21 protein-coding genes and 1 riboswitch are annotated in these 23,074 nt (G+C 69.8%); of the genes, 10 read left to right on the plus strand and 11 right to left on the minus strand.

Features of this window, described 5'->3' with window-relative positions:
- Positions 1-29 precede the first annotated feature (29 nt).
- The gene (locus OG241_RS18725) at positions 30-866 is read left to right on the plus strand and encodes a helix-turn-helix domain-containing protein (protein WP_405816650.1); all 837 of its coding nucleotides are present in this window, start codon (positions 30-32) and stop codon (positions 864-866) included.
- Positions 848-1,039: a DUF397 domain-containing protein gene (locus tag OG241_RS18730; protein WP_405816651.1), complete on the plus strand. Its 192-nt coding sequence runs from the start codon at positions 848-850 to the stop codon at positions 1,037-1,039. Before OG241_RS18725 ends, OG241_RS18730 begins: the two co-directional genes overlap by 19 nt.
- A 43-nt stretch (positions 1,040-1,082) precedes the next feature.
- Here the strand turns inward: OG241_RS18730 and OG241_RS18735 are convergent, their stop codons facing one another.
- The gene (locus OG241_RS18735) at positions 1,083-1,478 is read right to left on the minus strand and encodes a peptidoglycan-binding domain-containing protein (RefSeq protein WP_405816652.1); all 396 of its coding nucleotides are present in this window, start codon (positions 1,476-1,478) and stop codon (positions 1,083-1,085) included.
- Positions 1,479-1,555: 77 nt separating this feature from the next.
- Positions 1,556-2,005, minus strand: a complete 450-nt coding sequence (locus tag OG241_RS18740) for a DUF2690 domain-containing protein (RefSeq protein ID WP_405816654.1) — start codon at positions 2,003-2,005, stop codon at positions 1,556-1,558.
- Positions 2,006-2,194: 189 nt separating this feature from the next.
- Between OG241_RS18740 and OG241_RS18745 the strand changes: the two genes are divergently transcribed.
- From OG241_RS18745 to OG241_RS18755, 3 genes are read left to right on the plus strand one after another with little or no spacing between them, the layout of a single operon-like run.
- Positions 2,195-2,659 carry a hypothetical protein gene (locus tag OG241_RS18745; protein ID WP_405816655.1) on the plus strand — a complete coding sequence of 155 codons (465 nt, stop codon included), beginning with the start codon at positions 2,195-2,197 and terminating at the stop codon, positions 2,657-2,659.
- Positions 2,557-3,192: an ArsR/SmtB family transcription factor gene (locus OG241_RS18750; protein WP_405816656.1), complete on the plus strand. Its 636-nt coding sequence runs from the start codon at positions 2,557-2,559 to the stop codon at positions 3,190-3,192. Before OG241_RS18745 ends, OG241_RS18750 begins: the two co-directional genes overlap by 103 nt.
- A gap of 39 nt (positions 3,193-3,231) precedes the next feature.
- Entirely contained in the window at positions 3,232-3,399 is a 168-nt protein-coding gene (locus tag OG241_RS18755) for a DUF397 domain-containing protein (RefSeq protein ID WP_405816658.1), read from the plus strand.
- Between the two features lie 65 nt (positions 3,400-3,464).
- On the opposite strand, the gene OG241_RS18760 is transcribed toward OG241_RS18755, so the two are convergent.
- Entirely contained in the window at positions 3,465-5,687 is a 2,223-nt protein-coding gene (locus tag OG241_RS18760) for a M4 family metallopeptidase (RefSeq protein WP_405826294.1), read from the minus strand.
- Between the two features lie 416 nt (positions 5,688-6,103).
- Between OG241_RS18760 and OG241_RS18765 the strand changes: the two genes are divergently transcribed.
- Entirely contained in the window at positions 6,104-6,874 is a 771-nt protein-coding gene (locus tag OG241_RS18765; RefSeq protein WP_405816659.1) for a DUF6215 domain-containing protein, read from the plus strand.
- Positions 6,875-6,876: 2 nt separating this feature from the next.
- Here OG241_RS18765 and OG241_RS18770 read toward each other — a convergent pair whose 3' ends face one another.
- Positions 6,877-7,821 (minus strand): LysR family transcriptional regulator, encoded by a 945-nt coding sequence (locus OG241_RS18770; protein WP_405816660.1) that lies wholly within the window; start codon positions 7,819-7,821, stop codon positions 6,877-6,879.
- 178 nt (positions 7,822-7,999) lie between these two features.
- Here OG241_RS18770 and OG241_RS18775 point away from each other — a divergent pair, with 178 nt between their 5' ends.
- Positions 8,000-8,890: an SDR family oxidoreductase gene (locus OG241_RS18775; protein ID WP_405816661.1), complete on the plus strand. Its 891-nt coding sequence runs from the start codon at positions 8,000-8,002 to the stop codon at positions 8,888-8,890.
- A 123-nt stretch (positions 8,891-9,013) separates the two neighbouring features.
- Here OG241_RS18775 and OG241_RS18780 read toward each other — a convergent pair whose 3' ends face one another.
- The 5 genes from OG241_RS18780 to OG241_RS18800 all read right to left on the minus strand — a co-directional run bounded on the left by OG241_RS18780 (position 9,014) and on the right by OG241_RS18800 (position 17,965).
- Positions 9,014-10,909: a pectinesterase family protein gene (locus OG241_RS18780; protein ID WP_405816662.1), complete on the minus strand. Its 1,896-nt coding sequence runs from the start codon at positions 10,907-10,909 to the stop codon at positions 9,014-9,016.
- A 337-nt stretch (positions 10,910-11,246) separates the two neighbouring features.
- Positions 11,247-13,523: a LuxR C-terminal-related transcriptional regulator gene (locus tag OG241_RS18785; protein WP_405816663.1), complete on the minus strand. Its 2,277-nt coding sequence runs from the start codon at positions 13,521-13,523 to the stop codon at positions 11,247-11,249.
- 393 nt (positions 13,524-13,916) lie between these two features.
- Positions 13,917-14,810: a helix-turn-helix transcriptional regulator gene (locus OG241_RS18790; protein ID WP_405816664.1), complete on the minus strand. Its 894-nt coding sequence runs from the start codon at positions 14,808-14,810 to the stop codon at positions 13,917-13,919.
- A gap of 27 nt (positions 14,811-14,837) precedes the next feature.
- Entirely contained in the window at positions 14,838-15,644 is an 807-nt protein-coding gene (locus OG241_RS18795; protein ID WP_405816665.1) for an SDR family oxidoreductase, read from the minus strand.
- A 158-nt stretch (positions 15,645-15,802) separates the two neighbouring features.
- Positions 15,803-17,965: an acyltransferase family protein gene (locus tag OG241_RS18800; RefSeq protein WP_405816667.1), complete on the minus strand. Its 2,163-nt coding sequence runs from the start codon at positions 17,963-17,965 to the stop codon at positions 15,803-15,805.
- Between the two features lie 132 nt (positions 17,966-18,097).
- Positions 18,098-18,187, plus strand: a riboswitch (cobalamin riboswitch).
- A 64-nt stretch (positions 18,188-18,251) separates the two neighbouring features.
- Between OG241_RS18800 and OG241_RS18805 the strand changes: the two genes are divergently transcribed.
- The 3 genes from OG241_RS18805 to OG241_RS18815 are packed head-to-tail and all read left to right on the plus strand — an operon-like array spanning position 18,252 to position 21,095.
- Positions 18,252-19,292 carry a FecCD family ABC transporter permease gene (locus tag OG241_RS18805; protein WP_405816668.1) on the plus strand — a complete coding sequence of 347 codons (1,041 nt, stop codon included), beginning with the start codon at positions 18,252-18,254 and terminating at the stop codon, positions 19,290-19,292.
- Positions 19,293-19,295: 3 nt separating this feature from the next.
- Positions 19,296-20,075 carry an ABC transporter ATP-binding protein gene (locus tag OG241_RS18810; protein ID WP_405816670.1) on the plus strand — a complete coding sequence of 260 codons (780 nt, stop codon included), beginning with the start codon at positions 19,296-19,298 and terminating at the stop codon, positions 20,073-20,075.
- A 12-nt stretch (positions 20,076-20,087) separates the two neighbouring features.
- The gene (locus tag OG241_RS18815; RefSeq protein ID WP_405816672.1) at positions 20,088-21,095 is read left to right on the plus strand and encodes an ABC transporter substrate-binding protein; all 1,008 of its coding nucleotides are present in this window, start codon (positions 20,088-20,090) and stop codon (positions 21,093-21,095) included.
- Here the strand turns inward: OG241_RS18815 and OG241_RS18820 are convergent.
- On the minus strand, positions 21,056-21,724 hold the full coding sequence (locus OG241_RS18820) for a response regulator (protein ID WP_405816673.1): 669 nt from the start codon (positions 21,722-21,724) through the stop codon (positions 21,056-21,058). The genes OG241_RS18815 and OG241_RS18820 overlap by 40 nt on opposite strands.
- Positions 21,721-22,944 (minus strand): sensor histidine kinase, encoded by a 1,224-nt coding sequence (locus OG241_RS18825; RefSeq protein WP_405816674.1) that lies wholly within the window; start codon positions 22,942-22,944, stop codon positions 21,721-21,723. The genes OG241_RS18820 and OG241_RS18825 overlap by 4 nt, the downstream gene beginning before the upstream one ends.
- Positions 22,945-23,074 lie beyond the last annotated feature (130 nt).

Below are 23,074 nucleotides of genomic sequence, written 5' to 3' on the forward strand. Positions count from 1 at the left end.
GGTGCAGTCGAAGGGGGTTCGGTTCGGTTATGGCCAATGGTTCACAGCGACAGGCGGCTTGGGAGTTCTTCGGGACGGAGTTGAAGCGGCGGAGGGAGGAGGCCGGATTAACCCAAGTGGAGTTGGGGGCGCTGGTTTTCGTCTCCGGGGGCTACATCGGACAGTTCGAGCAGGCGATTCGGAAGCCGCAGTTGGATGTGGCGATGCGGCTCGACGACGTACTGCAAACCGACGGTATTTTCGAGCGCACGTGGCGCAAGCTCATCGACGACAAGCGCTACGCGGATTACTTCGCGAAGGCTGCGGAGCTTGAGGCGCTGGCGACGGAGATCTCCGAGTTCGCGCCCGCGCTGGTGCCAGGGCTGTTGCAGACCGCCGCGTACGCACGCGCGGTCACGATCGCCATGAACCCGCTCGCGCCGGACGAGTACATCGAGGAAAAGGTGTCCGGCCGACTGGAGCGCGCGAAGATCCTCAAGGACGCTACACGGCCCGTGTATTGGGCGATCCTGCACGAGAACACGCTGCGGATTCCGGTCGGCGGGCACGCCGTCATGGCCGAGCAGCTGGAGCACATCGCGGCACTCGCACGGGAGCGGACAGTGCTGGTCCAGGTGCTGCCGTACTCAGCTGGGGCGTACGCCATCATGACCGGAGACCTGCGGCTCATGGAGTTCGCGGACGCTCCCCCAACCGCCTATACAGAAGCCGTGTATTCGGGGAATCTGCTGGACGATCCGGCTGTGGTGAAGCGCGCGCAGGCGTCATACGATCTGATCAGGGCCGCCGCGCTGTCGCCGGAGGCGTCCCTGGCCCTGATCGAATCGGCGGCGGAGGATCACAGACGATGCGCGAGTACGACCTGAGCAACGCCCACTGGCGCAAAAGCACCTACAGCGACGGCAACGGCGGAAACTGCGTCGAAGTGGCCGACGGAGTCCCTGGCATCGTGCCTGTCCGGGACAGCAAGGTCTCGGACGGGCCCGTGCTGCTCGTCGGGGCGGGCGCCTGGGCGGAGTTCGTCACGGCCGTGCGCTGACTCCCGCCCCCCCCCGACGACACGGCACTACTCCGGGTCGAGCCTAGGAAGCCTGGTAATTGTCGGTGACCCAGTTCAGGCAGCTGAAGGTGTTCGCCCCGACGATGCCGTCGACACCACCGGCACAGTGGAAGTCGCCCTGGAACCTGTTGACCCAGTCCAGGGTCTTCCGGCCGAAGTAGCCGTCAGTCGCGAGGCCGGCCCCGTAGGCCTGGTTCAGCTCCTGCTGCAGGATGACGACGCAGCCGTCATGATTGCTGGGGGAGTAGGAGAGGTTGTGGTCGGGGACCCAGTAGCTGTGCGGGGCGAGGTCCGAGTTGTGGTACTGGATGAAGTAGCAATTACTGTTCGCCGACGCGGTCGGGGCGATGGCCACGGTGCCGAGGCTTGCGAACATGGCCACGCCGAGGGCAGCGCCGGCGATCTTCTTGAGGTTCATCCCTGATGTCCTTCTCGTGTTGGTCGCGTGCGCACGCGGGAGTCGATGGAGTCGCGGGAGCGGGAGCCCGGCCGGGCTCAGTAGCGGCCGGTCTCGAAGTTGTCCGAGTTGAAGCCGTTGGACGCCGAGGCGGAGCCCATGGCGTAGGACTCGACGCCCGCGTCGTTCAGCATCGCGGTGTAGCAGGTGTACTGGCCCAGGGAGGAGTTCCACGACAGGCTGGCGCAGTCGTTCCACTCCCAGTCCGAGGTACGGCTGACCTTGGCGGTGCCGTAGGGACCGGTCGAGAGCACCCGGCCCCACACGGTGCGGCAGGCGGTGCTGTAGCGCAGCTCGATCGTGCCGACCCGGGTGCTGCCGACGTAGATCGCGGTCGACCTCGCGGTGATGGCGGTGTTCGCACAGCCGCTGGCGATCGGGTCCTGGTTGTCGTAGGCGGCAGCGCCGGCGCTCCCGGAGAATCCGACGGCGAGGGCGATCGAAGCGGTCACCACGGCGAGCGACTTCTTGACGACGGACATCTGCATGAAAGGACAACCTTTACGTAATTACGGGGACATGACATATCATCATCGGGTTGCACAACTGGGACTCCGCATGGAAATGACCTGGTCAGGACTCGACCAGGAACCCGATGTCCTGAGTCTGCGAGTACGGGGGAAGTTTCATGAACTTGTGTGCGCTGGCACGCAATTGCCCAGCTCAGGTGGCCTGAGATGCTGCGAATCCACTTCACGGGCGAGGATCTGGCCCGCATCCGGATCGCCGCTGAGCCCGACCCGCTCTGGGAGCTGCTGATCAGCCTGAACCGGCTGCGCAGACGGGACGCGGGAGTGGTCTACGGCTCCTGGATGCGGGACACGCTGCCCCGCGTACCGGCCACGACCCGGCTTCTGACCGCGCTGGCGCCACCCGTCGGCTACTCGGTGGACTTCCTCACACCCGCCGTGGGCAGTGGCGGCGTCGAGGGACGGATCGAAGCCCTGCGCGCCACTCCGCTCCTCAGATCCACACGGATCTACGGGAGTTCGGCAGACGCAACCCCACCCGGCGGCTTCCGTCGTGGTGCCGCGAACTGGTGGCCGGCGAGGCGTCGGCGCTCGGTCGGCTGGCCGACGCCTCGGCCGACTACTTCGGCGCCGTCCTCGCACCGTACTGGGACCGTATACGGGCCCAAGTGAGCCGGGACCGGTCGCGCCGGTCCACGACGCTCGCGGGCGGGGGCTGGGACGCCGTACTCAGCACACTGCATCCGTCGGCACGCTGGGAGTACCCGGTGCTCCAGGTCGACTACCCCGTCGACCAGGAGCTGCGTCTCGAGGGACGTGGTCTGCTGCTCCAGCCGTCCTTCTTCTGCCGCCGCGCGCCGACCGCCTTCGCCGACCCGGCGTTGCCTCCGGTCCTGGTCTATCCGATCGAGCACCAGGTCAACTGGGCGTCACCACAGGCCGGTCCGGCCGACGGCCGGGCCCTCGCCGCACTCGTCGGTCCGACCAGGGCCATCCTGTTGCACGCCGCCGCCGACGGGACCGCGACAACCGGCGAACTCGCCCGCCGGGCCGGCACCACCGCACCCAACGCCAGCCGGCACATCACCGCACTGCGCGACGCGGCCCTGATCTCCAGCCACCGGCATCGCAACGCGACTCTGCACACTCTCACCGAGCTGGGCCTCGCCCTGATCGGCGGTGACGACCACCTGGTCCCGTCGTGAGACGAGTGCGCAGTCGGGTCTTCAGCGCACGGACCGGGCATGCTCCGCGGCCATCTCCGCGAGGACGCCCTCGATCGGACTGGGCGTTACGTCCGGGCCGACGGAGTCCCCGGCATCGTGCCCGTCCGGGACAGCAAGGTCACGGACGGCCCCGTGCTCCTCGTCGGGGCGCTCGCCTGGGCCGAGTTCGTCGGCGCCGTCGTCTGACGGCAGCAGGCCGGTACCAGCGCTGATGCTGGTACCGGCCTGCCGTAAGTCAGGCAGTGATCTGGTCAGGGAGTGAGCTGCCAGTTCTGGATGTACCCGACGTCGATCGACGCCCGGTCCTGCACGCGCAGCTTCCACGTGCCGTTGATGGGCTGGGCCGAGGCGTTGATCGTGAAGGTCTGGTCGACGTTGTCGGCGGAGCCGCCGCTCTGGTTGAGGAGCGAGTAGACGGTGCCGTTGGGGCCGACCAGGTCGACGGTCAGGTCACCGCGGTAGGTGTGGACGATGTTGACGTAGACCGAGGTGGTGGCCGACGCGTTGCCGTCGCGGCCCGCGATGGTGATGGGGGACTCCACGGCGGGACCGTTGTCAGGAATGTCGACGCGGGTGCTGGTGGCGTAGATGTACGCGATCCGCCAGGTGAAGGTGTCCGTGACCGTCGCACCCGTGGCGTCGGTGACCGTGATGGCGACGTCACTGGAGCCGACGGTGGTCGGTGTCCCGGAGATCAGACCGCTCGGGCTGAGGGTGAGGCCGTCGGGCAGGCCGGTGGCCGCATAGGTCAGATCCGAACCGGAGTTGGTGGTGTACGCGTCCACCTGGAGGCTGACCGCCTGGCCGACGCCGCTGGTCTGGTCGGCGATCGGGGCGACGTTGACGCCGAGGGCTATCCGGCCGCCGACGTTGATGCCGGCCCAGGCGTCGGCGACCGCGAGGTAGGTGGGGCTGTAGGCGCCGAACAGGTCACCGGCCGCCTGGAGGGTGGCGGTACGGGCGCCCGCGTAGTTGGTCGACGAGGTCATGTACGTCGTCAGCGCCCGGTACCAGACGGCGGCGGCGTTCTCGATGCCGATGCCGGTGACGGCCTGACCGTCGGAGGTCGGGCTGTCGTAGGCGACACCGTTGACGGTCTTGGCGCCGCTGCCCTCGGAGAGCAGGTAGAAGAAGTGGTTGGCGGGACCCGAGGAGTAGTGGACGTCGAGGCCACCCAGGGTCGAGCTCCAACTGTCGCGGGAGGCGCCGTCCTTGGAGGGCTTGTCCATGTAACGCAGCGGGGTGCCGTTGCCGTTGATGTCGATCTTCTCGCCGACGAAGTAGTCACCGGGGTCGGCGGCGAGGTTCGAGTGGAACTCGACGGCCGCGGCGAAGATGTCGGAGGTCGCCTCGTTGAGACCGCCGGACTCGCCCGAGTAGGTCAGGTTGGCGGTGGCGGCGGTGACGCCGTGGCTCATCTCGTGGGCGGCCACGTCGAGGGCGGTCAGCGGGTGCGTGTTGCCCGAGCCGTCGCCGTAGGTCATGCAGAAGCAGCTGTCCTGCCAGAAGGCGTTCACGTAGCTGCTGCCGTAGTGGGCCCGGCTGTAGGCGGCGACACCGTCGTTGCGGATGCCGTTGCGGCCGTACACGTCCTTGTAGTAGTCCCAGGTCGCTGCCGCACCGTAGGCCACGTCGACACCGGCCGTCTGGCGGTTGGACGGCAGACCGTTGCCCCAGACATCGTTGTCGTCCGTGAAGAGGGTGCCGGTGCCGGAGGTGCCCTGGTTCAGGTCGTACGTCTTGTGCCCGGCGCGGCCGCCGTCGGTGAGCTGGTACGTCGTCCCCGAGAGGGTGCTGCCGACGGGAACCGTGCCGACGTACTGGCCGGTGCCTTCGCCGGTGTGCACCTTCTCGGCCGCAAGGATCTGCTTGCCGGTGCTCGCGTCGGTGACGACCTGGAGTTCGCTGGGCGTGCCGTCCGGCTGCGTACCCTTGACCACGGTCTCCCAGGCCAGGACGGGCTTGGTGGTGCCGGCCCAGACGACGAGGCGGGGCGCGCGCTCGGCCGCGGTGCCGGTGACGTCGGCGCCCTTCGCGGCCGCGAGAGCCTTGCCGCCGGCGTTGGCCGCGGAGAGCTTCGGGGTGAGGGTCGGCAGCGTGAGGGTCGCCCCGCTCGCCTTGGAGACGGTGGTCCGGTTGCTCTTGAGGTGGACGACCAGGTCGCCGCCGAGGACGGGCAGCCCCGCGTAGGTGCGTTCGTAGCGGGTGTGGGTGGTGCCGTCGACGTCCTGGACGACGTCCTTGACGACGAGCTTCTCCTGGGCGCCGAGGGCGAGTTGACGGGCCGTGGCGCCTGAGGTGGTCTGCGCGGTCTTGATCAGCGAGGCACGGCGGGCCGCCGAGAGTGGCGTGGCGGCGGCTCCTGCGCGAGGCACGGCGATGATCTTGGCCGGGCCCTTGCCGACCGGGGCCGGGGCCGCGGTCGCGGAGCCGGCGGGAGCTCCCAGGGCGAGCAGGGTCCCGATGGTCGTCATCGCGAGGGCGGCGGTGGCGCGTCTGCGCCCGAGGGTGGGGTGGTGTCGCCGGGGCAACGGGTTCTCCTTCTGTGCGACGGTCGGCCTGTGGTGGGGACCGACGTGGGGGGTCGGACCGACGGGATGAGGCCGGTCCGGAGCGCTGCACGACAGGCGGGTGCAAGGAGGTGCGGGTGTGAAGGAATGGTGAACTTGCGCAGAAGCGTGGCACTGCGTGCCTCGCATTGTCATGAGAATGCCAAAACAACGGCTTGAAATGGTCATGCTCAGCTGGGATCCATCCGGTCGAGCGCATGTTTTCGGCCGCGGGAGCGCTTCCGGAGCTTCCAAAACCGGAGATCGCACGGTTAGGCTCCCCCGGCGCGCGCCGCATCGGGCGCGAACGCGTGGGGTGGGGGACATACGGGGTGGGGAACATGACCAACGACATCGACGTACCCAGATCCGCCGAATCGGCTGGATCGGGCGAATCGGCCAAGTCGGCTGAAGCCGCGGCCGGAGCGGGGGCTGGACCGGCCGGGGCCGAGAAGGGCATGCGTGAGGGCGCGCAGGTCGCGGCGGCTCTGATCGTGGTCGCATGCCTCGCGGTGGGCTTCTGGGTGATGGCGAAGTACCAGCCCGACTCCGACGACAAGACGCCGGTTTCATGCTCCCGCTCGGACGACGACGAGCCGCTCTCGAAGCCCGTCTCAGGTGTGCAACTGTGCGAGGCGCTCAACCGCCCGGACCTGCCGGCGCTTCTCGCCACACCCAACGACCACGCGCTGGGCGCCTACAGCAACGAACGCCGGGTCAGCAAGGATCCCGACGTCATGACGACCGACCCCGAGGCCACCGTCCAGCTGGAGGGCTACTCGATCAAGCTCACGGAGTCCGAGGACATCTCGGTCTCCGACATGGTCGACTCCGAGTTCCTGTCCATATCGGGCGAGCGGACAAAGGTCCGGGGCCACCCCGCGTTCCTCTACTCGGGCCGAACCCTCGGAATCGTCTTCAAGGACGGCAAGGGCTCCTCGGGCCCCGGCGGCGTCTCCCGCAACCTCATGGTCGCCAAGGACCCCAAGGACGGCGGCGGTACGTACGAGATCTCCATCTGGCGCCAGGACGACCTGCCCCCCAACGGCGACGTACTGGTCTGGCTCGCCGATCAGGTGCTGCCGACGGTACCGGGGTGGCCGGCGGCCTGAGTTCAGGTGGCGCCGCCGGTCAGCAGGGCCCGCGCCACCTTCCGGAAGGCGGCGAGCAGACGGCTGCGGTCGTCCGCCCTGGTGGCGAGGACGACATGGCTCGGGTCGATGCCGTCCAGCGGGACCGTGGTGAGGTCGGGGCGGAGCCGCTCCATGCCCAGACCTCCCGGAACGATGGCCACCGCCTGCCCGGACGCGATGAGTTCGAACTTGTCCTCCAGTGCCCCGACCAGCGGCCCGTCCGGTGCCCGGCTGCCGTCCGGACGCGGATCGATACGCCAGAAGGCGTTCCAGGCCCCGTCCTCCCGCACCCGGGGCATCGGCTCGTCGGCGATGTCGTCGAGGGTGACGGACTCCTTGCCCACGAGACGATGGTCGAGCGGGACGACCAGGACCCGGGCTTCCTCGTAGAGGACGGTCACCTCCAACTCGGCTGTGGAGAGCGGGAGTCGGGTGATCACGACGTCGACCCTGTGGTCCAGCAGCGCGGTGCTCGGCTCGTCCCAGTTCAGGTGCAGGGCCCGTACGTCGGCGTCCGGATGCCGGCGCCGCAGCTCCCGTACGGCCGGGGTGACGATCAGGTTCGACGTGTAGCCGACGACGAGCCGGCTGGGCTGCGCGGCGGCGCGGGTCTGGGAGGCGGCCCGGGTGGCCGTACGGAGCAGCGCCCTGGCATGCGGCAGGAACACCTCACCGGCCTCGGTGAGACGGCTGCCCTGCGGGGTGCGGTCCAGGAGCCGGGCGCCCAACTCCTTCTCCAAGCTCCGGATTTGGCGGCTCAGGGACGGCTGGGCGATGCGCAGGGCCTCGGCGGCGCGTCCGAAGTGCAGGTGCTCGGCGACCACGGTGAAGTAGCGCACGAGGCGCAGATCGAGATCGGGGCCTTGCCCTCCGGGCGGCGAGGCGGGTGGTGGGGCGGGCGGTTGTGCGGGCGGCGAGTCGGTCATGTGCCCAGCGTAATCGGGTAGTTGGGCACCGTAGCCCCGTACGAACACTCTGAGCTGCCGTGATGCCTGATACGCATTGCGCGTTCCGGAACAGGTCTTGGACACCGAACGGACCCCGCGCGCACGCTGAAAGCACACCGGCCGACATCAACAGGTCGGCAGTCAAGGGGAGTTCATCATGCGTGTGTTCGTCACCGGCGCGGGCGGGTTCGTCGGGTCCGCCGTCGTACGGGAGTTGCTCGGCGCGGGGCACGAGGTGGTCGGGATGGTCCGCTCGGACAAGTCCGCCGCCTTGCTGAAGGAGACCGGGGCCGAGGTCTACCGGGGTGACCTGGCCGACCTCGACAGTCTGCGGGCGGGGGCGGCGGACTCGGAGGGCGTGATCCACACCGCGTACGTCCATGACTTCAAGGACATGGCGGACGCCGCCCGGACCGACCTGCGGGCCGTGGAGACGCTGGGCGAGGCGCTGGTGGACTCCGGCCGGCCCCTTCTCATCTGCTCCGGAACCGCCTTCTCGCCGGGCGTCCTCGCGACGGAGGACAACCCGGGCGACCCCACGAAGTCCCACATGTACCGGCTCGCCTCCGAGACGGCGATGATGCGGCTCGCCGAGCGTGGGGTGCGGACGTCGATCGTGCGGCTGCCGCCGTCCGTGCACGGCGAGGGGGACGGCGGCTTCGTACCGCGCCTCGTCGACATCGCCCGCGACAAGGGCGTCTCGGCCTACCCGGGCGACGGCACCAACCGCTGGGCCACCGCCCACCGTTTCGACGTCGCCCGGCTGTTCCGGCTGGCGCTGGAGTCGGCGCCGGCGGGCACCCGGCTGCACGCGGTCGCCGAGGAGGGCGTCCCGGTGCGTGAGATCGCCGAGGCGATCGGGCGGGGGCTGGGGGTGCCGGTGAGGTCGGTTCCGGCCGAGGAGACCGAGGACCACTTCGGCTGGCTGGGCACCTTCTTCGCCCTCGACCTTCCGGCGAGCAGCGCTCTGACCCGCGAGGGCCTCGACTGGAACCCCGTAGAGCCCGGACTGGTAACGGACTTGGCGGCGGGGCACTACTTCGGCTGACGCGGGCCTGACGCGGCGGCGGGGCCGGGACGTCGTGCCGTCCCGGCCCCGCCGTGGTTCACCGCGCCGCGAGGGCGGTGAGTGTGCCGACGGACACTGGGCCTGTCACCTCGGCTGTGGTCATCAGGTCGGGTTCCATCCGTCGGTGCCGGCCAGGAACTTCTGGACGGTGTAAACGTTCGCATAGCCTTCATACAGTGGCGGTGAGTTGTTGGTTCCAGGGCCGAAGTTCTGGTATTGCTGAAAGTTTGTCCTGTACGTCCAAGGTTGGCCGGGGATCATGTCGACCCAGGGTGAGTTGGCGTCGATGCCCGGGCCGATATCGCAGTTGCGCACTGTCGCCCGGGGATATGCCTCCGCGGTGCTGAGCCACGGTCGGCCGAGGTGCATCGTGCCGTTCGGCACACCGTCGGTCTTGATCGTGCAACTGGAGATCAGGATCCCGTCACCATTGCTCTGGTCGGTGTTCGGCGCCAGTACCGTGCCGTTGGGCCACGGGAGACACTGGATCGTGGATCGGTCGATCACCGCGGTGGCGCTGCCGAAGATGAAGTCCACGTCGCCCCGGATGTGGCAGTTGACGAACCACTGCCGGGCCTGGGTCGTGGGCGTCTCCCCCTTGACGAGCAGGGTGTCCTGATGGCTCCAGATCGCCACGTTGCGGTACGTCTGCCGGTCGCCCATGGCGGCGACAGCGACGGCCTGTGTCTCGTACGGGCTGATCTCCGGGTGGGCAGCGCGGTCGAACGTGTTGGAGATCGTGAGGTCCTGGACGGTCAGGTTGGGCGGCCTGAAGGTGGCCACGGCACTGCCCTGGGTGCCCCACTGCGCGCCGGTCGCCGGGTTGATCATCCCGTGGCATCTGGTGTTGTAGATGACGACGTCCGCGCGGTTGCCGGTGACGCCCTTGATCGTCAGCCAGCTCTTGCTCTTCGGGACGCTGATGACCTCGTGGTAGACACCCTTCTCGATGACGATGGTGTTCGCCCCGCTGCTGGGAACGTGGTCGATCGCGGCCTGCACGGTCCAGTGATCGCCGTCGCCGTACGGCGAGACGGCCAGCAGGCTGCCCTCGAGCAGGTGTTTGCCGCTGGTGTCCTGGTCCGAGTGGTGGACCGTCATGAGGTACGTCGCGCCAACCGCCACGGTCGCGATGACGATGCCGGCGATCTCGACAGGAGCCGCCAAGACGGCGGTGCCCGCCATGACCGCCAGCAGCATCGCCCTGCTGAGCCTGCCCCAGTTGTTGTGGAACGCTATGTGTGCCGTGGTGAGGGCGAACGCCTGGCCGAGGTAGAACGCCCTCGCGGTGTCCCTCGCTTGCTGCCGCATCCGGGTGGCTTCGGCGACCGCCACGATGATCTGCAGGATTGACCCTGCCGCGGTCCTGGAGTCGATCCCGGCACCGTTATGGAGGTCCAGCACGGCTTGGTTGAGCCTGACGGGAGAGATCTGCATGGTCTCGCGGGATGCGCCCTGTCCTCTCAGGGAGTCGTAGCCCGCCTGCCCGTTGTACTGCGTGTCCGTGTTCGCGATCGTGGCATCCGGCAGCGCCGAGGCCCCGCCTGCCTCCGCCGTGTCCTCCAGTGTGAAGAAGCGGCCCCAGGTGACAGCACCACCGTTCTCGTTGCCCGCCCGCCATCCCATGAAGTAGGCGTCCGACCGGCGCAGGAACACCCGGATGAACTGGGAACTGTCATAGGCGTGCAGGTCGACGGCGATGTACCGGCGGGCCCCGTTGATGTCGGTGACGTCGATCGGGAGAGCACCCTCGATGGGGATCCTGGCGCCCATCGCCGTCCTGATCCCGTTGAGCATGGCGGCGTAGCCCTGCTGAGCGGTGCCCGGGCCGCTGCCTGCAACCATGCTGATCCGCCACTCGACGTCAGCGCCGGTCGCGGCGCCGGCGCTGGAGGCGCCGGCCATCACCACGCCGCCGGCCAGAGCGCCGGCGGCCGCAACGGCCGTCGCAGCGGACAGGAATGATCTACGGGAAAGGCCCCGCTCTGTGTTCGTCACTTGAGTTCCTTCTTGTAAGCGACCCATTGGCTGGATTGCGGCGTGCGGCGGTTGCCGATCTTGACGGTGTCCTTCATGCCGGCATGGGGGCGCTCACGCACTGCTGGCGGCCCCGGCCGGCTGTAGCTTCCGGGTGCCGTTCGCGACGGGGCACGGAAGCGGTGACTGACATCGGTCGGGCGCGTTCCTGCGCCGCGGATACGAGACCCGCGGCGCAGGAGGGCAAGCCATGTCGTGCGTCATGCCGGAAGGATCGCCGCGGGGTCCGCCCAGGGACCATGGGTGGTTCTACGGGGTCGGGCACTGCCCGGTACCCGGGTGGTTCTACGGGGTTGTGCTACGCGGTGGGTGCCTGGTTCGCTGTCCACCAGGCCGCGATCTGGGCGCGGCAGACGAAGCCGAACTTGGCCAGGATGTTCTCGACATGGCCGTCGACCGTGCGCGGGGAGCGTCCGAGCGCGGAGGCGATCTGCCGGTTGCTCATGCCTTTGGCCACCAGCTCGGCCACTTCCCGCTCCCGGAGGGTCAGCGGGCTCGGTGCGGGCGCGGGCGCCGGGATCGCGGCGATCGGCTCGGGCTCGGTGCGCAGGGCGAAGGCGATGGCCTCGTCGGGACCGCGGTGGCTGCCGCCCTCCGCGAGGGCGTTCTCGTACGCTGCCGGGCCCAGGGCCCGTACGACGGCTTCCTCGCAGCGCGCGTGCTGTTCGGCCCCATACGGACCGAACGCCTCCAGGCTCGTCCCGATGTCCCGAAACAGAGAGCGCACGGCGCCCAACAGCCGTCCGGCCCGCTGGTGGTCACCGCCGGCGGCGGTGGGCCAGGCGAGCAGCTCAAGGGCCAGCGCGGTCCCGACGTATTCGTTGAAGCCCCGCTGAGCCTCGAGTGCGAGCCGGGTCAGCGCAATTGCCTCTTCCCCGTCGCCGCGTGCCCAGGCAGCGTGACCCAGCGCCCACAATGCCTGCGCGCGGCCCCACCGCTCCCCGTGCGCCTCGGCGAGGGCGACCGCCTGCCTGCCGGTCTCCGCGGCCCGCGGGTCCCCGTTGGCCGTGTGGGCGGCGGTCAGCAGGAACAGCGTGAAGACCGTTCCGGCTCCCTCGTCCAGCGCCGCGTGGGCGGTCACCGCGCCCTCGAACATCGGCACGGCTTCCTCCATCTGCCCCCGGAAGTACGCGGAGGTGCCGCGCAGGCTCTGGACATACGCGCGTACCACCGGGTCGTCCAGCCGCTCTCCCAGCTCTCCGGCCTCGTCCAGCCAGCGGTGGACAGCCCCCAGGTCGCCCTGCAGCCCCGCCACCCAGGCGGCGGCCCACAGCGCCCTGGCCCTAGCCGGGGTGGGCTCGGGTGCGGCGGCGAGCACCCGGTCGAACTGGCGGCGCCCCTCCCCGAGGAACCCGCCGACGCACCAGTGGTAGCGCAGCGCCGCAGCCAGCGCCAGCGCGGCCTGCGGATCACCGCCGCAGTCCAGTGCGGCTCGCAGATTGGCGTGTTCGACCCGCAGCCGGACCAGGCCCTCCTGCTGGCCGGGGCCGAACCAGCGGTCGGCGAGGCGCTCGGCGAGGGCGAGGAAGAAGTCACGGTGCCGCCGCAGCAGCCCTTCCTCCTCACCCGACTCGGCGAGCCGCTCCCGTCCGTACTGGCGGATCGTCTCCAGCAGCCGATAGCGCGGCCGGCCCTCGTGCTCGGTGGCCAGCACGACGGACTGGACCACCAGCCGGTCCAGGAGATCGAGCACCTCGTCCCCGTCGATGCCGTCGCCCGCGCAGACGGCCTCGGCCGCGTCCAGGCCGAAGCCGCCGGCGAAGACCGACAGCCGGTGCCACAGCAGCCGCTCGGCCGGGGTGCACAGCTCATGGCTCCAGTCGATCAACGCACGCAGCGTCCGCTGGTGCGGGCGGGCGACCGGGCTGCCGCTCGTGAGCAGCCTGAAGCGGTCCTCCAGCCGGTGCAACGCCTCGTCGACGGTGAGGGTTCGCAGCCGGGACGCGGCCAGTTTGATGGCGAGCGGCAGCCTGTCCAGGCCGTCGCACAACTGGCGGACCTGGGCGCGGTTGCCGTCGGTGATCCGGAACTCCGGGCGCACGGCGGTGGTCCGGTCCAGCAGCAGCGCCACCGCGTCGTCCGGTGCCAGCGGAGGGACGGTGAAGACTCGCTCGCTGGGGATTCCCAGCGTACGGCGGCTGGTCGCCAGGATGCGCAGCCCGGGGGAGGCCGACAGCAGCGTGTGTGCCAGCTCGGCGCAGGCGTCGACGAGGTGCTCGCAGTTGTCCAGCACGACCAGTGGAGCGCGGTGGGCGAGAAAGGCGGCGAGCTGGTCGATGACCGGTCTGGTGCCCAGGTCCGGCACGCCCAGCGCGGTCGCCATGGCGTTCGCCGTCAACGAGGGGTCCGTCACCGGTGCCAGATCCACCAGCCAGACCCCGTCCGCGAAGTCCGTCGCCGACGCGGCGGCCACCTCCAGCGCGAGCCGGGTCTTGCCCATCCCGCCCGCACCGGTGAGCGTCAGCAGCCGCGTCGTCCCCAGACCTCGGCGCACCTCGGCCAGTTCCCGGTGCCTGCCCACGAACGTGGTCAGGGCGGCGGGCAGATTCCCCACCTCTGATATCTCGATGGTCACGCGTCTTGTCGCCTTCCAACGGCTCGCAGCCGTGCTGAATCATCAAAGACGTCTGTCTTCGCTGACAGCGCGGTTGTCGCGGGCCGTTGGGGTGCGGTCATGTCACTCTCCGTCCGCAACTGACACGAAGTGGTCGTCGGCGACAACTCCGGCATGCGGCACTCAGGGCGATGGAACAGACACAGCCACCTCTAAGCTACTTAACAGTATCCATCGGACCATAGGCCCCAGGTGGAGGCTGTGACCGAGGTCTCATGATCGGAGGGCCCGGACCACGCACACGATGCGTGTCGCCGCCTCGGGTCGAGTACGCCGGGGACCAGCTCGCCCAAGACCGTTCGGGGCGCGCGGCTGAACGGACTCACCCCCGCTCAGCCCACAGGAACGGTCGCACTATCCGTTGTCTGCTTCGAGCTCGGTCGCCAGGGTCTGTTGGGTGGCCACCCACGACGCCAGGAGCGCCAAATTGTCGGCGGTCGGTGTGGCCGCGGGTGCGGTGTAGATGTTGAGGTGCAGGCCGGGTTCGGCGGGCAGTGCCAGGGACTCGACGTCCAGGTCGAGCCGGCCCACGATCGGATGGCGCAGACGCTTGCGGCCGGACCGGCGCAGCCGCACGTCCTGCGATGCCCACCGCTGCCGAAACAGCTCACTGCACGTCGACAGTTCGCCGACCAGGGCGATCAGCTCCTCGTCATGCGGATTGCGGCCGGCTTCCATGCGTAGCTTCGCGGCCACGTCACCGGCGATCCGGTCGTAGTCGACAAAGAAATCCCTGGCCGCCTCGGGATTCAGATAGACGAACCGCGCTGTGTTCGCGGGCCGTCGCGGGTCGGCCAGCACCGGTGAATACAGCGCGCGAGCAAGGTGATTCATGGCGAGCACGTCATAACGGCCGCTGCCGACCCAGGCCGGCGCATCGGAGATCGCGTCGAGCACCTGCTGCAGTGTCGAGCGCACCGTCACGGCAGACCTGCGCCGGCGTGGGCCGCTGGGCGCTCTGGACTGGCGCGCGAGGTGGAACAGGTGGTCGCGCTCGGCCTCGTCGAGTTGCAAGGCGGAGGCCAACGCGTCGAGCACGCTGTCGGAGGCACCGGCGAGACTGCCACGCTCCATGCGCACGTAGTAGTCGACCGATACTCCCGCCAGTAGCGCCACCTCCTCGCGGCGCAGACCTTTGACCCTACGGTTGCCGCCGTAAGCGGGCAGGCCCGCCCGCTCGGGTGCGATGCGGGCCCGACGCGAGCTGAGGAACTCCCGGATCTCGGTGCGTGGATCCATCATGACCATCCCCTCACCGTAAGCCTGTCCCGCTGCCTAAGGGGTACCCGTCGCGGTTGTCGCAACGCCGCCGTCCACCGGGACGATGGCGCCCGTGAGGTAGGACCCAGCCCTGCTGGCGAGAAACACGGCGATACACGCCATGTCGTCGTCGCGGCCGAGCCGGCGCAGAGGGGCCGCCGCCGCGATCGTGTCGCCGATGGCATCGAGCGTGGACGCCATCATCTGCGACGGGAACACCCCCGGTGCCACCGCGTTCACCGTGACGTGCTGTGGGCCCAGCTCCCTGGCAAGCACTCGGGTGAGTTGATGGAGTGCCGCCTTGCTGCTGGCGTACGAGTAGTTGGGCGACTGGGCGACGTGGATGGCGGCGATACTGCCGATGTTGATGATCCGCGCGGGATCATCGGCGGTGCCCGCCCTGCGAAGTGCGGGGAGCAGCGCCTGCACGAGCCAGAACGGCGACTTGAGGTTGAGGTCGATCACTGTGTCCCAGGCCTCGTCCGGGAACGTCGCCAGCGGCTCGCGCCACATCGCTCCCGCGTTGTTGACGAGGATGTCCAGGCGTTCCGAGTCGACGTTGACAAGATCAGCGAGGCGCTGACACTCGTCGCGCCTGGACAGGTCGGCGGGAATTGCTCGAACGTCGCCGAATTCGGACAGTAGATGCTGTGCCTCCGCGCACGCGTCTGCCTTGCGTGAGCTGATGACGACGCGGGCGCCCGCCTGGAGAAGGCCGCGCGCGATCATCATTCCAATTCCCCTGGTGCCGCCAGTGACAAGGGCGTACTTCCCACTCAGATCGAAAAGCTCTTTATGAGTGGTGAATTGATTGTCCGTCATTGGTCTCCGTCTTTTCTGTCGCGGAAGAATGCGCGTCCATGCAGTGCTGTCGGCGCTTACGACTCGAACAGGCTGACAGGCGTTTGGGACGCCTGGGAGACCCTGATGATCCAGGTACTGCGAGATCCCCCTTGCGAATCCGAGGACCTCATGCCCCGTCAGCCTCGTGGCTGGTACTCCCCGGCCATGACCTCGTCCAGCCGGTCCCCGAACACCGGCGCGATGCTCTCGGCGTACGCCTCGGCGAGGTGGCTGTTGTCGCGGTAGACCACGGTGTCCGCCACGAGGACGGGGCAGTCGCCGGTGCCGGTGCACAGCCAGGGGGTGGGGTCGATCACCGAGACGGAGGGGCCGGAGGCCTTCGCCGCGGCCTTGATCGACTGGCGCCTGGACGGGTCCCGGACCGCGTCGGGAAGGTGATTCGCGCACCGGTCCAGGCGCAGGGAGTAGAGCGCGGCGCAGTCCACGGCGTCCGTCTTGGGCCAGGGGGTGTCGAGCAGGGCGGCCACCCGGGCACCGGATCGCGCGAGGGTGCCGAAGGTCTTGCGGAAGCCGTCGGTCCACTGCTGGACGAGGTCGGACTCCGGATACATCGGGTCGCCCGCGTCCGAGGACGAGACGATCACCAGGTCGGGGCGCAGTGCGGTGATCCTGGTGATCGCCCTGGCCCGCCAGGTGTCGCAGGCCGCGTACGGACCGCCGGACCGGCGCAGGGTCACCTCCGCCGCCTTGCACGACGCCTTCGTCAGCGACACCAGCTTCCAACCACGCTCCCGGGCAAGGCGGTTGAGCGCCGGGAACCACTGGGCCGCGTGGGAGTCGCCGAACAGGACGACGACCTTGTCCGAGGCCGGGTTCCCGTACTCGCACGGCGGGGCGCTCGTGCTCTCGTACGCCACATGGCAGCCGTCCCGGTAGACCGCCGACCGTGTCGACTTGATCTCGGGGAGGGGCGGGGCGAGATTGCTGGGCAGGCTGGTGCCCGAGGTCTCCAGGAGCCGGCTCAGCCGGAGTTGGGGGTCCGGCGCGGTGGCCATCTCCTGCCGCAGCCGGAGTGCGGGGCTGCCGGAGTCGATCGCCGGCGGGAACGCGTACCCCGTTACGGCGATCAGCGCCGCGCTCGCCGACAGCGCCGCCCCGAGCCGCAGCGCGCGGCCGGGGCGGCCACGGAACGCGGGGTGGAAGCGTACGGGGTTCTCCACCAGGCGCAGGGTCGCCCAGGCCGGCAGGAGGGCGATCGCGCAGAACAGCAGGGAGAGCCGCACGCTGGTCGTCTCGGGGAGTCTGCCCAGTGCCACGGGGCCGATGAGCAGCAGCGGCCAGTGCCACAGATACCAGCCGTACGACAGGCCGCCCAGCCAGACCAACGGCCGCCTGGACAGGAGCAGTTGGGCGCCAAGGCGCGAGGGAGCGCAGCCGCCCGCCAGGACCAGGACCGCTCCGAGCACCGGCAGCAGCGCGTAGTACCCGGGGAACGGGGTGTCGTTGCCGTAGCTGGTCGCCGAGACGGCTATGCAGGCCAGGCCGGTCCAGGTCATCGGCGCCGCCAGTCTGGCGGGCAGTGCGTGGAGTCGCTCGGCGGACAGGGCGAGGAGGGCGCCGGCGCCGAGTTCCCAGAACCGGGTGTGCGAGCCGAAGTACGCCCAGGACGGGCTGCTCCGCGTCACCTCGACGCTCAGGCCGAAGGACAGCAGACAGAGCGCGGCGAGGGGGATCGCCACCAGCCGGCGCCTGCCGCGCACCAGCCGCCAGGTGAGGAGGAGCAGCAGCGGCCACAGCAGATAGAACTGCTCCTCCACCGCCAGCGACCAGAAGTGCTGGAAGGGGGACGGTGGGCTCCCCTCCGCCAGGTAGTCCGTGCCGCCCGCGGCCAGCCGGAGGTTCACCGCGTAGAGCGCGCTGCTCAGCGCGTCTCCGGCGTACTCCTCGAAGCGGACCCTCGACAGGAACAGCCAGGAGCCGATGAGGGTGGTGACGACGACGAGCGTGGACGCGGGGAGGAGCCGGAGCGCGCGGCGGGCGTAGAACCTGCGGATCGACAGTCCGCTGCTCTTGGCCAACTCCCGTATCAGCAGGGAGGTGATGAGGAATCCCGAGATGACGAAGAAGACGTCGACGCCGACATAGCCGCCACCGAACCCGCGCATGCCCGCATGGCTGAGGACGACGAGCGACACGGCCACGGCACGCAGCCCCTGGATGTCGAGCCGTGGCGCGGGACCTCCGGTCGGTTGCGTGGGCGGTTGCGTGCTCGGTGGCGTGGGCGGTTCCGTGGTCGGCCGCGTAAGTACTCGCATGCCTGTTCGCGTCTTCACGCTCATCACAGACGGTCGGGCCGCTCGAACGGTTGTGATCCACACCGGTCGGTTGCCAAAAGTTTCCCCGCCGCCCACGAAGGCGCCCGGGAATCGGCCGGTCCGGGTGCGTTTGCTACGCTCGCGGCGCGTCCCATGGGGGAAGTCCGGTGAGACTCCGGCGCTGGCCCGCAACGGTATGCACGCCCCCTGTCCGGCCAGGACTGCGGCGTGCGAGCCCGATTACCCACGGTGCGCGTGCCCCTGTGACCGCTCGCCGCGGACTGCGAGCCGAGGCGAAGGATCGCCGACCGTGCGCCGAATACCCGTCCTGCCGCTGGCTGCCTGGCTCACTCTGCTCCTCTTCCTCTCCCTGCTGTGCGGGGTCGGGCTGGGTGCGTCCGGGATCGGCTGGGGGCAGGTGTTCCGGTTCCTGTGGGCCGGGATCACCGGAGGGACCATCCGGGCCAAGGATGTCGCCTCCTACACGATCATCTGGGAACTGCGGCTGCCCCGGGTGGTGCTCGCCGCCGTCGTCGGGGCGGGGCTCGCGGCCGTCGGGGTGGCCGTGCAGGCCATGGTGCGCAACGCGCTCGCCGATCCGTTCGTCCTGGGGATCTCGTCCGGTGCCGCCGTGGGGGCCAACGCCGTGATCCTGCTGGGGGCGTTCGCCGGGCTCGGGGTGTGGGCGCTGTCCGTGTCCGCCTTCGCCTCGGCGCTCGCCGCCATGGTGCTCGTCTACGCGGTTGCCCGGTCCGCCGATCACGGGCTCACCCCGCTGCGGCTGATCCTCACCGGGACCGCGCTGGCGTACGGCTTCGAGGCCGTCACGACGGTGATGGTGTTCGGGGCGGCCCGGGGTGAGGCGGCCAGGTCGGCGATGATGTGGCTGCTGGGGAGTCTGGGCGGGGCCACCTGGGCGCAGGTGCCGATCGCCGCCGTGACCGTCCTCGCCGGGTGGGCGTGGCTCGCCCGGCGCGCGGAGTCGCTCAACGCGCTCGCCATGGGGGACGAGACGGCCGCCGCCCTCGGGGTCCGACCGACCGGGCTGCGACGGGAGTTGTTCCTGGTCACCGCCGCCGTGACCGGCACCGTCGTCGCCGTCAGCGGGGCCATCGGCTTCGTCGGGCTCATGGTCCCGCATGTCGTACGGATGCTCGTGGGCGCGGATCACCGGCGGGTACTGGCGGTCGCGCCGCTCGCCGGGGCCGTGCTGCTGGTGTGGGCGGACGTACTGTCCCGGCTGCTGCTCGCGCCGGCCGAGCTGCCCGTCGGGGTGATCACCGCAGTGGTCGGCGTGCCTGCGTTCCTGCTGCTGATGCGACGCGGCGGCTACGCCTTCGGGGGGCGGTGAGCGATGCGGCTCGATGTGGAGGGTGTGTCGGTCGACGCCGGGGCCGCACGGCTCGTCGAGGACATCACCATGCGGGTGGACAGCGGAGCGTTCGTGGGGCTCGTCGGGCCCAACGGGAGCGGAAAGTCGACCCTGTTGCGGTGCGTGTACCGGGCGCTGCGGCCGACGGAGGGCGCGGTGCTGCTGGACGGGGTGGAGGTCCACGGCATGGAACCCCGGGCCGCCGCCCGGGTGCTGGCCGCGCTGCCCCAGGAGTCGTCCGCCGAGTTCGACTTCACCGTCGCGGAGGTGGTCGCGATGGGGCGGCTGCCGCACCGGGGGCGTACGGCGGCCGGGGACCGGGACATCTGCTCCACCGCGATGGAACGCACCGGCGTCACGCACCTCGCCGACCGCGGCTTCCTCGCCCTGTCCGGCGGCGAGAGGCAACGCGTGCTCATCGCGAGGGCGTTGGCCCAGCAGCCGCGCGTCCTGGTCCTCGACGAGCCGACCAACCACCTCGACATCGCCCACCAGTTGGACGTCCTGTCCCTGGTCCGGGCCAGCGGCCTGACCGCGCTGGCCGCCCTGCACGACCTCAACCTCGCCGCCGCCCACTGCGATCTGCTGTACGTGATCGCCGGGGGCCGGGTCGTCGCGTCGGGTCCGCCGCACGAGGTGCTCCAACCCGAGCTGCTGGCGTCGGTGTTCGGGGTGCGCGCCCATCCCGTACGGCATCCGGAGACGGGCGCCGTACAGCTGCTCTTCGATCTGCTTCCCGCCTCGCGCGAGACCTCCCGGTAAGGAACCACCTGTATGCGCAAGCCAGTTGCGGCCGCCGCCCTCCTCTCTCTTCTCGCCACCGGATGCGGCGCCACCGTGGAGAAGCAGTCGTCGGCGAAGGCGTCCTCGTCCGCCGTCACCCTCACCAACTGCGGCCGGCCGGTGACCTACGACAGGGTTCCGGAGCGGGTTGTCACGAACGACGTCGGGATCACCGAGCTGATGTTCGCGCTCGGCCTGGAGGACCGGATGGCAGGGTTCGCCATGCCCGACGACAAGGGCGATCTGACCGGCGTGCCCTGGAAGGACGGCTACGACAGGGTGAAGTGGCTGTCCAAGCAGCAACTCACCAAGGAGAACGTCCTCGACGCCCGTGGCGACTGGGTCTTCGCCGGCTGGAACTACGGTTTCCGCGACGACAACGGCTTCACGCCCGACGCGTTGAAGAAGCTCGGCATCCCGTCGTACATCCTCACCGAGTCCTGCCGCAACGGCCGTACGAAGACCTCGCGCGGCATCATGCCACCGCTGGACGCCCTCTACACCGACCTCACCAACCTCGGAAAGCTCTTCGGCGTCGAGCAGCGCGCTGCCACCCTGATCGCGGGCTTCAGGAAGCAGGTCGCGGCCGTGCAGGCCGAGGCGCCCGCGAAGAAGCCCAAGGTGTTCCTCTACGACAGCGGCACGGACTCGCCCTTCACCAGCGGGCGTTACGCCGCTCCCGAGGAGGTCATCAGCAAGGCCGGTGGCGTCAACATCATGAACGACCTCGACGACTCCTGGACGACGGTGGGCTGGGAGACGGTGGTCGAGCGCGACCCCGACGTCATCGTCATCTGCGACTACGGGGACGTCAGCGCGGAGCAGAAGCGCGAGTTCCTGCTCTCCTACGGCCCCTTGAAGAACGTCTCCGCCGTCAAACACAAGCGCGTCTTCGTCCTCGACTACGCCGACCTCGTCGAAAGCCCGCGCAATCCGTCGGCGATCGCCCGACTGGGCGCCTACCTGCGCTCGGTGGCGGACACCAGCCCCGCCTCGTAGGCGATGATCACCAGCTGGACGCGGTCGCGGGCGTCCAGCTTGGCGAGCAGGCGGGTGATGTACGTCTTCGCCGTGGCCACGCTGATGCACAGCTCGGCGGCGATCTCCGTGTTGGACAGTCCCCTGCCGACGAGCGTGAGCACCTCACGTTCGCGGTCGGTGATCGCCCTCAACTCTGCCTGCTGGATGGACTGTTGACGACTCGCGACAAAGTCCTGGATCAGGCGGCGGGTCACGCTGGGCGCGATCAGGGCGTCCCCGGCGGCCACGCAGCGGATCGCCGCGAGGATGTCGTCCAGGGCCATGTCCTTGACCAGGAACCCGGACGCGCCCGCGCGCAGCGCCCCGTAGACGTGATCGTCGTCGTCGAAGGTGGTGAGGACGACGATCCGGGTGCCTTCCGTCCCGGCCCCCCGGGTGATGCGGCGGGTCGCCTCGATGCCGTCCATGCCCGGCATACGGAGGTCCATCACCACCACGTCCGGGGCGAGTTGGCCGACGAGCGCGACCGCTTCCTCGCCGTCGGCGGCCTCGCCCACCACCTCGATGTCCGGCAGGTCGGCGATGACCATGCTCAGCGCTGTACGGATCAGCTGCTGGTCGTCGGCGAGCAGAACCCGGATGGTCATCGGCCCGCCGCCTGAAGCGTGACGGTGCGGGGAACCGGCAGCCGGGCGGCCACCCGGAAGCCACCCTCGGGGCGCGGTCCGGCCTCGAACTCCCCGTCCAGCAAGGCGACTCGCTCACGCATACCGGCCAGCCCGAACCCGGTGTCGGTGGCGCTCCCCCGGCCCCGTCCGTCGTCGGTGACGTCGATGGCGAGGGCGTCGTCGGCCCGGTAGTCGAGGGTGACCCGGCAGGACCGGGCATCGGCATGGCGTACGACGTTGGTCACCGACTCCTGCACGATACGGAACGCCGACAGGTCGACGTCCGGGGGCAGTTCACGCCGTTCACCCTCCCACCGCAGGTGTACGCGCACACCGGCGGCGCTCGTCACTGCGGCGAGCCGCTCGACGTCGGCCAACCCGGCTGCCGGCAAGGCCTGCTGACCGCCGCCGTCCTCCTGATCGGCGTGCCGCAGTGCGACCAGCATGCGGCGCAGGCCCGCCAGGGTGTCCCGGCCCTCGCGCTCGACCGCCGACATCGCCTCCCGCGCGGCCTCGGGCCGGGTCGCCACCACCCGCGCCGCCGCGCCGGCCTGGAGGGCGATGATGCCGATGCTGTGGGCAACTGTGTCGTGCATCTCCCTCGCTATGCGCAGGCGTTCGGCGGTCACCGCCTGCTCGGCGGTGCGGGCGGCGAGCTGTTCGGCGTGCGCGCGGCTGCGGTGAGCCGCGTCGCCGAGCAGCCAGGCGATCAACGTCACCAGGGCGACGGCCAGTTCGGCCGAGGTACCGACGACCCAGCCCGCGCTGACGCGTATGGCCAGATAGACCACGAGCAGACCGACCGAGAGGGTGACGGCGACGGCTCCGGTACGGCGGGGGCGGCCGGCGGCGATGAAGTACACGGCGGTCTGCACGGCCAGGAACTGGGCCAGCGGAATCTCCCCCACCCCCAGGTTGGTCGTCTCGAAGACAGCCGCGGTCAGGAGCAGGCACACGGCCGTCAGCGGACGGCGGGGCAGAAGGGCGGCGCCGACGAGCGCGAGGGCGGTGGCCAGGACCAGGAGCACCAGACCGTCCCAGCGGTAGAGCTGGGCGGCCGGCAAGTGATCGGGCTCCAACTCGCCGGGCAGCCGGACGCGCGTGAGGTGCGTGAACAGCGTGCCCGCGCACCAGGCGAACGCCGTCCAGGCGCTCGGTGGGACGCGTTTGAGAAGGGGCGGCGGCGAGTCGGCGGGCATGTGTCGATCGTAGGCGCGTGGTCGGGGCCGGGCATCGGACCGTGGACGTACAACCTGGGTCGACAGCGGTCGAGCTGGAGTGTCGGCCCCGGAGCGATGCCGTGAGGGGGACGGCTGCGGGACGTTGTTC

This window comes from Streptomyces sp. NBC_01390, from assembly GCF_045040105.1.
Lineage (GTDB): Bacteria > Actinomycetota > Actinomycetes > Streptomycetales > Streptomycetaceae > Streptomyces.

Coding starts and splice junctions, on each gene's coding strand:
- OG241_RS18725 (WP_405816650.1), top strand. CDS start 30: ATGGCCAATGGTTCACAGCGACAGGCGGCTTGGGAGTTCTTCGGGACG.
- OG241_RS18730 (WP_405816651.1), top strand. CDS start 848: ATGCGCGAGTACGACCTGAGCAACGCCCACTGGCGCAAAAGCACCTAC.
- OG241_RS18735 (WP_405816652.1), bottom strand. CDS start 1,478: ATGAACCTCAAGAAGATCGCCGGCGCTGCCCTCGGCGTGGCCATGTTC.
- OG241_RS18740 (WP_405816654.1), bottom strand. CDS start 2,005: ATGCAGATGTCCGTCGTCAAGAAGTCGCTCGCCGTGGTGACCGCTTCG.
- OG241_RS18745 (WP_405816655.1), top strand. CDS start 2,195: ATGCTGCGAATCCACTTCACGGGCGAGGATCTGGCCCGCATCCGGATC.
- OG241_RS18755 (WP_405816658.1), top strand. CDS start 3,232: ATGCTCCGCGGCCATCTCCGCGAGGACGCCCTCGATCGGACTGGGCGT.
- OG241_RS18760 (WP_405826294.1), bottom strand. CDS start 5,687: ATGACGACCATCGGGACCCTGCTCGCCCTGGGAGCTCCCGCCGGCTCC.
- OG241_RS18765 (WP_405816659.1), top strand. CDS start 6,104: ATGACCAACGACATCGACGTACCCAGATCCGCCGAATCGGCTGGATCG.
- OG241_RS18770 (WP_405816660.1), bottom strand. CDS start 7,821: ATGACCGACTCGCCGCCCGCACAACCGCCCGCCCCACCACCCGCCTCG.
- OG241_RS18775 (WP_405816661.1), top strand. CDS start 8,000: ATGCGTGTGTTCGTCACCGGCGCGGGCGGGTTCGTCGGGTCCGCCGTC.
- OG241_RS18790 (WP_405816664.1), bottom strand. CDS start 14,810: ATGGTCATGATGGATCCACGCACCGAGATCCGGGAGTTCCTCAGCTCG.
- OG241_RS18795 (WP_405816665.1), bottom strand. CDS start 15,644: ATGACGGACAATCAATTCACCACTCATAAAGAGCTTTTCGATCTGAGT.
- OG241_RS18800 (WP_405816667.1), bottom strand. CDS start 17,965: ATGAGCGTGAAGACGCGAACAGGCATGCGAGTACTTACGCGGCCGACC.
- OG241_RS18810 (WP_405816670.1), top strand. CDS start 19,296: ATGCGGCTCGATGTGGAGGGTGTGTCGGTCGACGCCGGGGCCGCACGG.
- OG241_RS18815 (WP_405816672.1), top strand. CDS start 20,088: ATGCGCAAGCCAGTTGCGGCCGCCGCCCTCCTCTCTCTTCTCGCCACC.
- OG241_RS18820 (WP_405816673.1), bottom strand. CDS start 21,724: ATGACCATCCGGGTTCTGCTCGCCGACGACCAGCAGCTGATCCGTACA.
- OG241_RS18825 (WP_405816674.1), bottom strand. CDS start 22,944: ATGCCCGCCGACTCGCCGCCGCCCCTTCTCAAACGCGTCCCACCGAGC.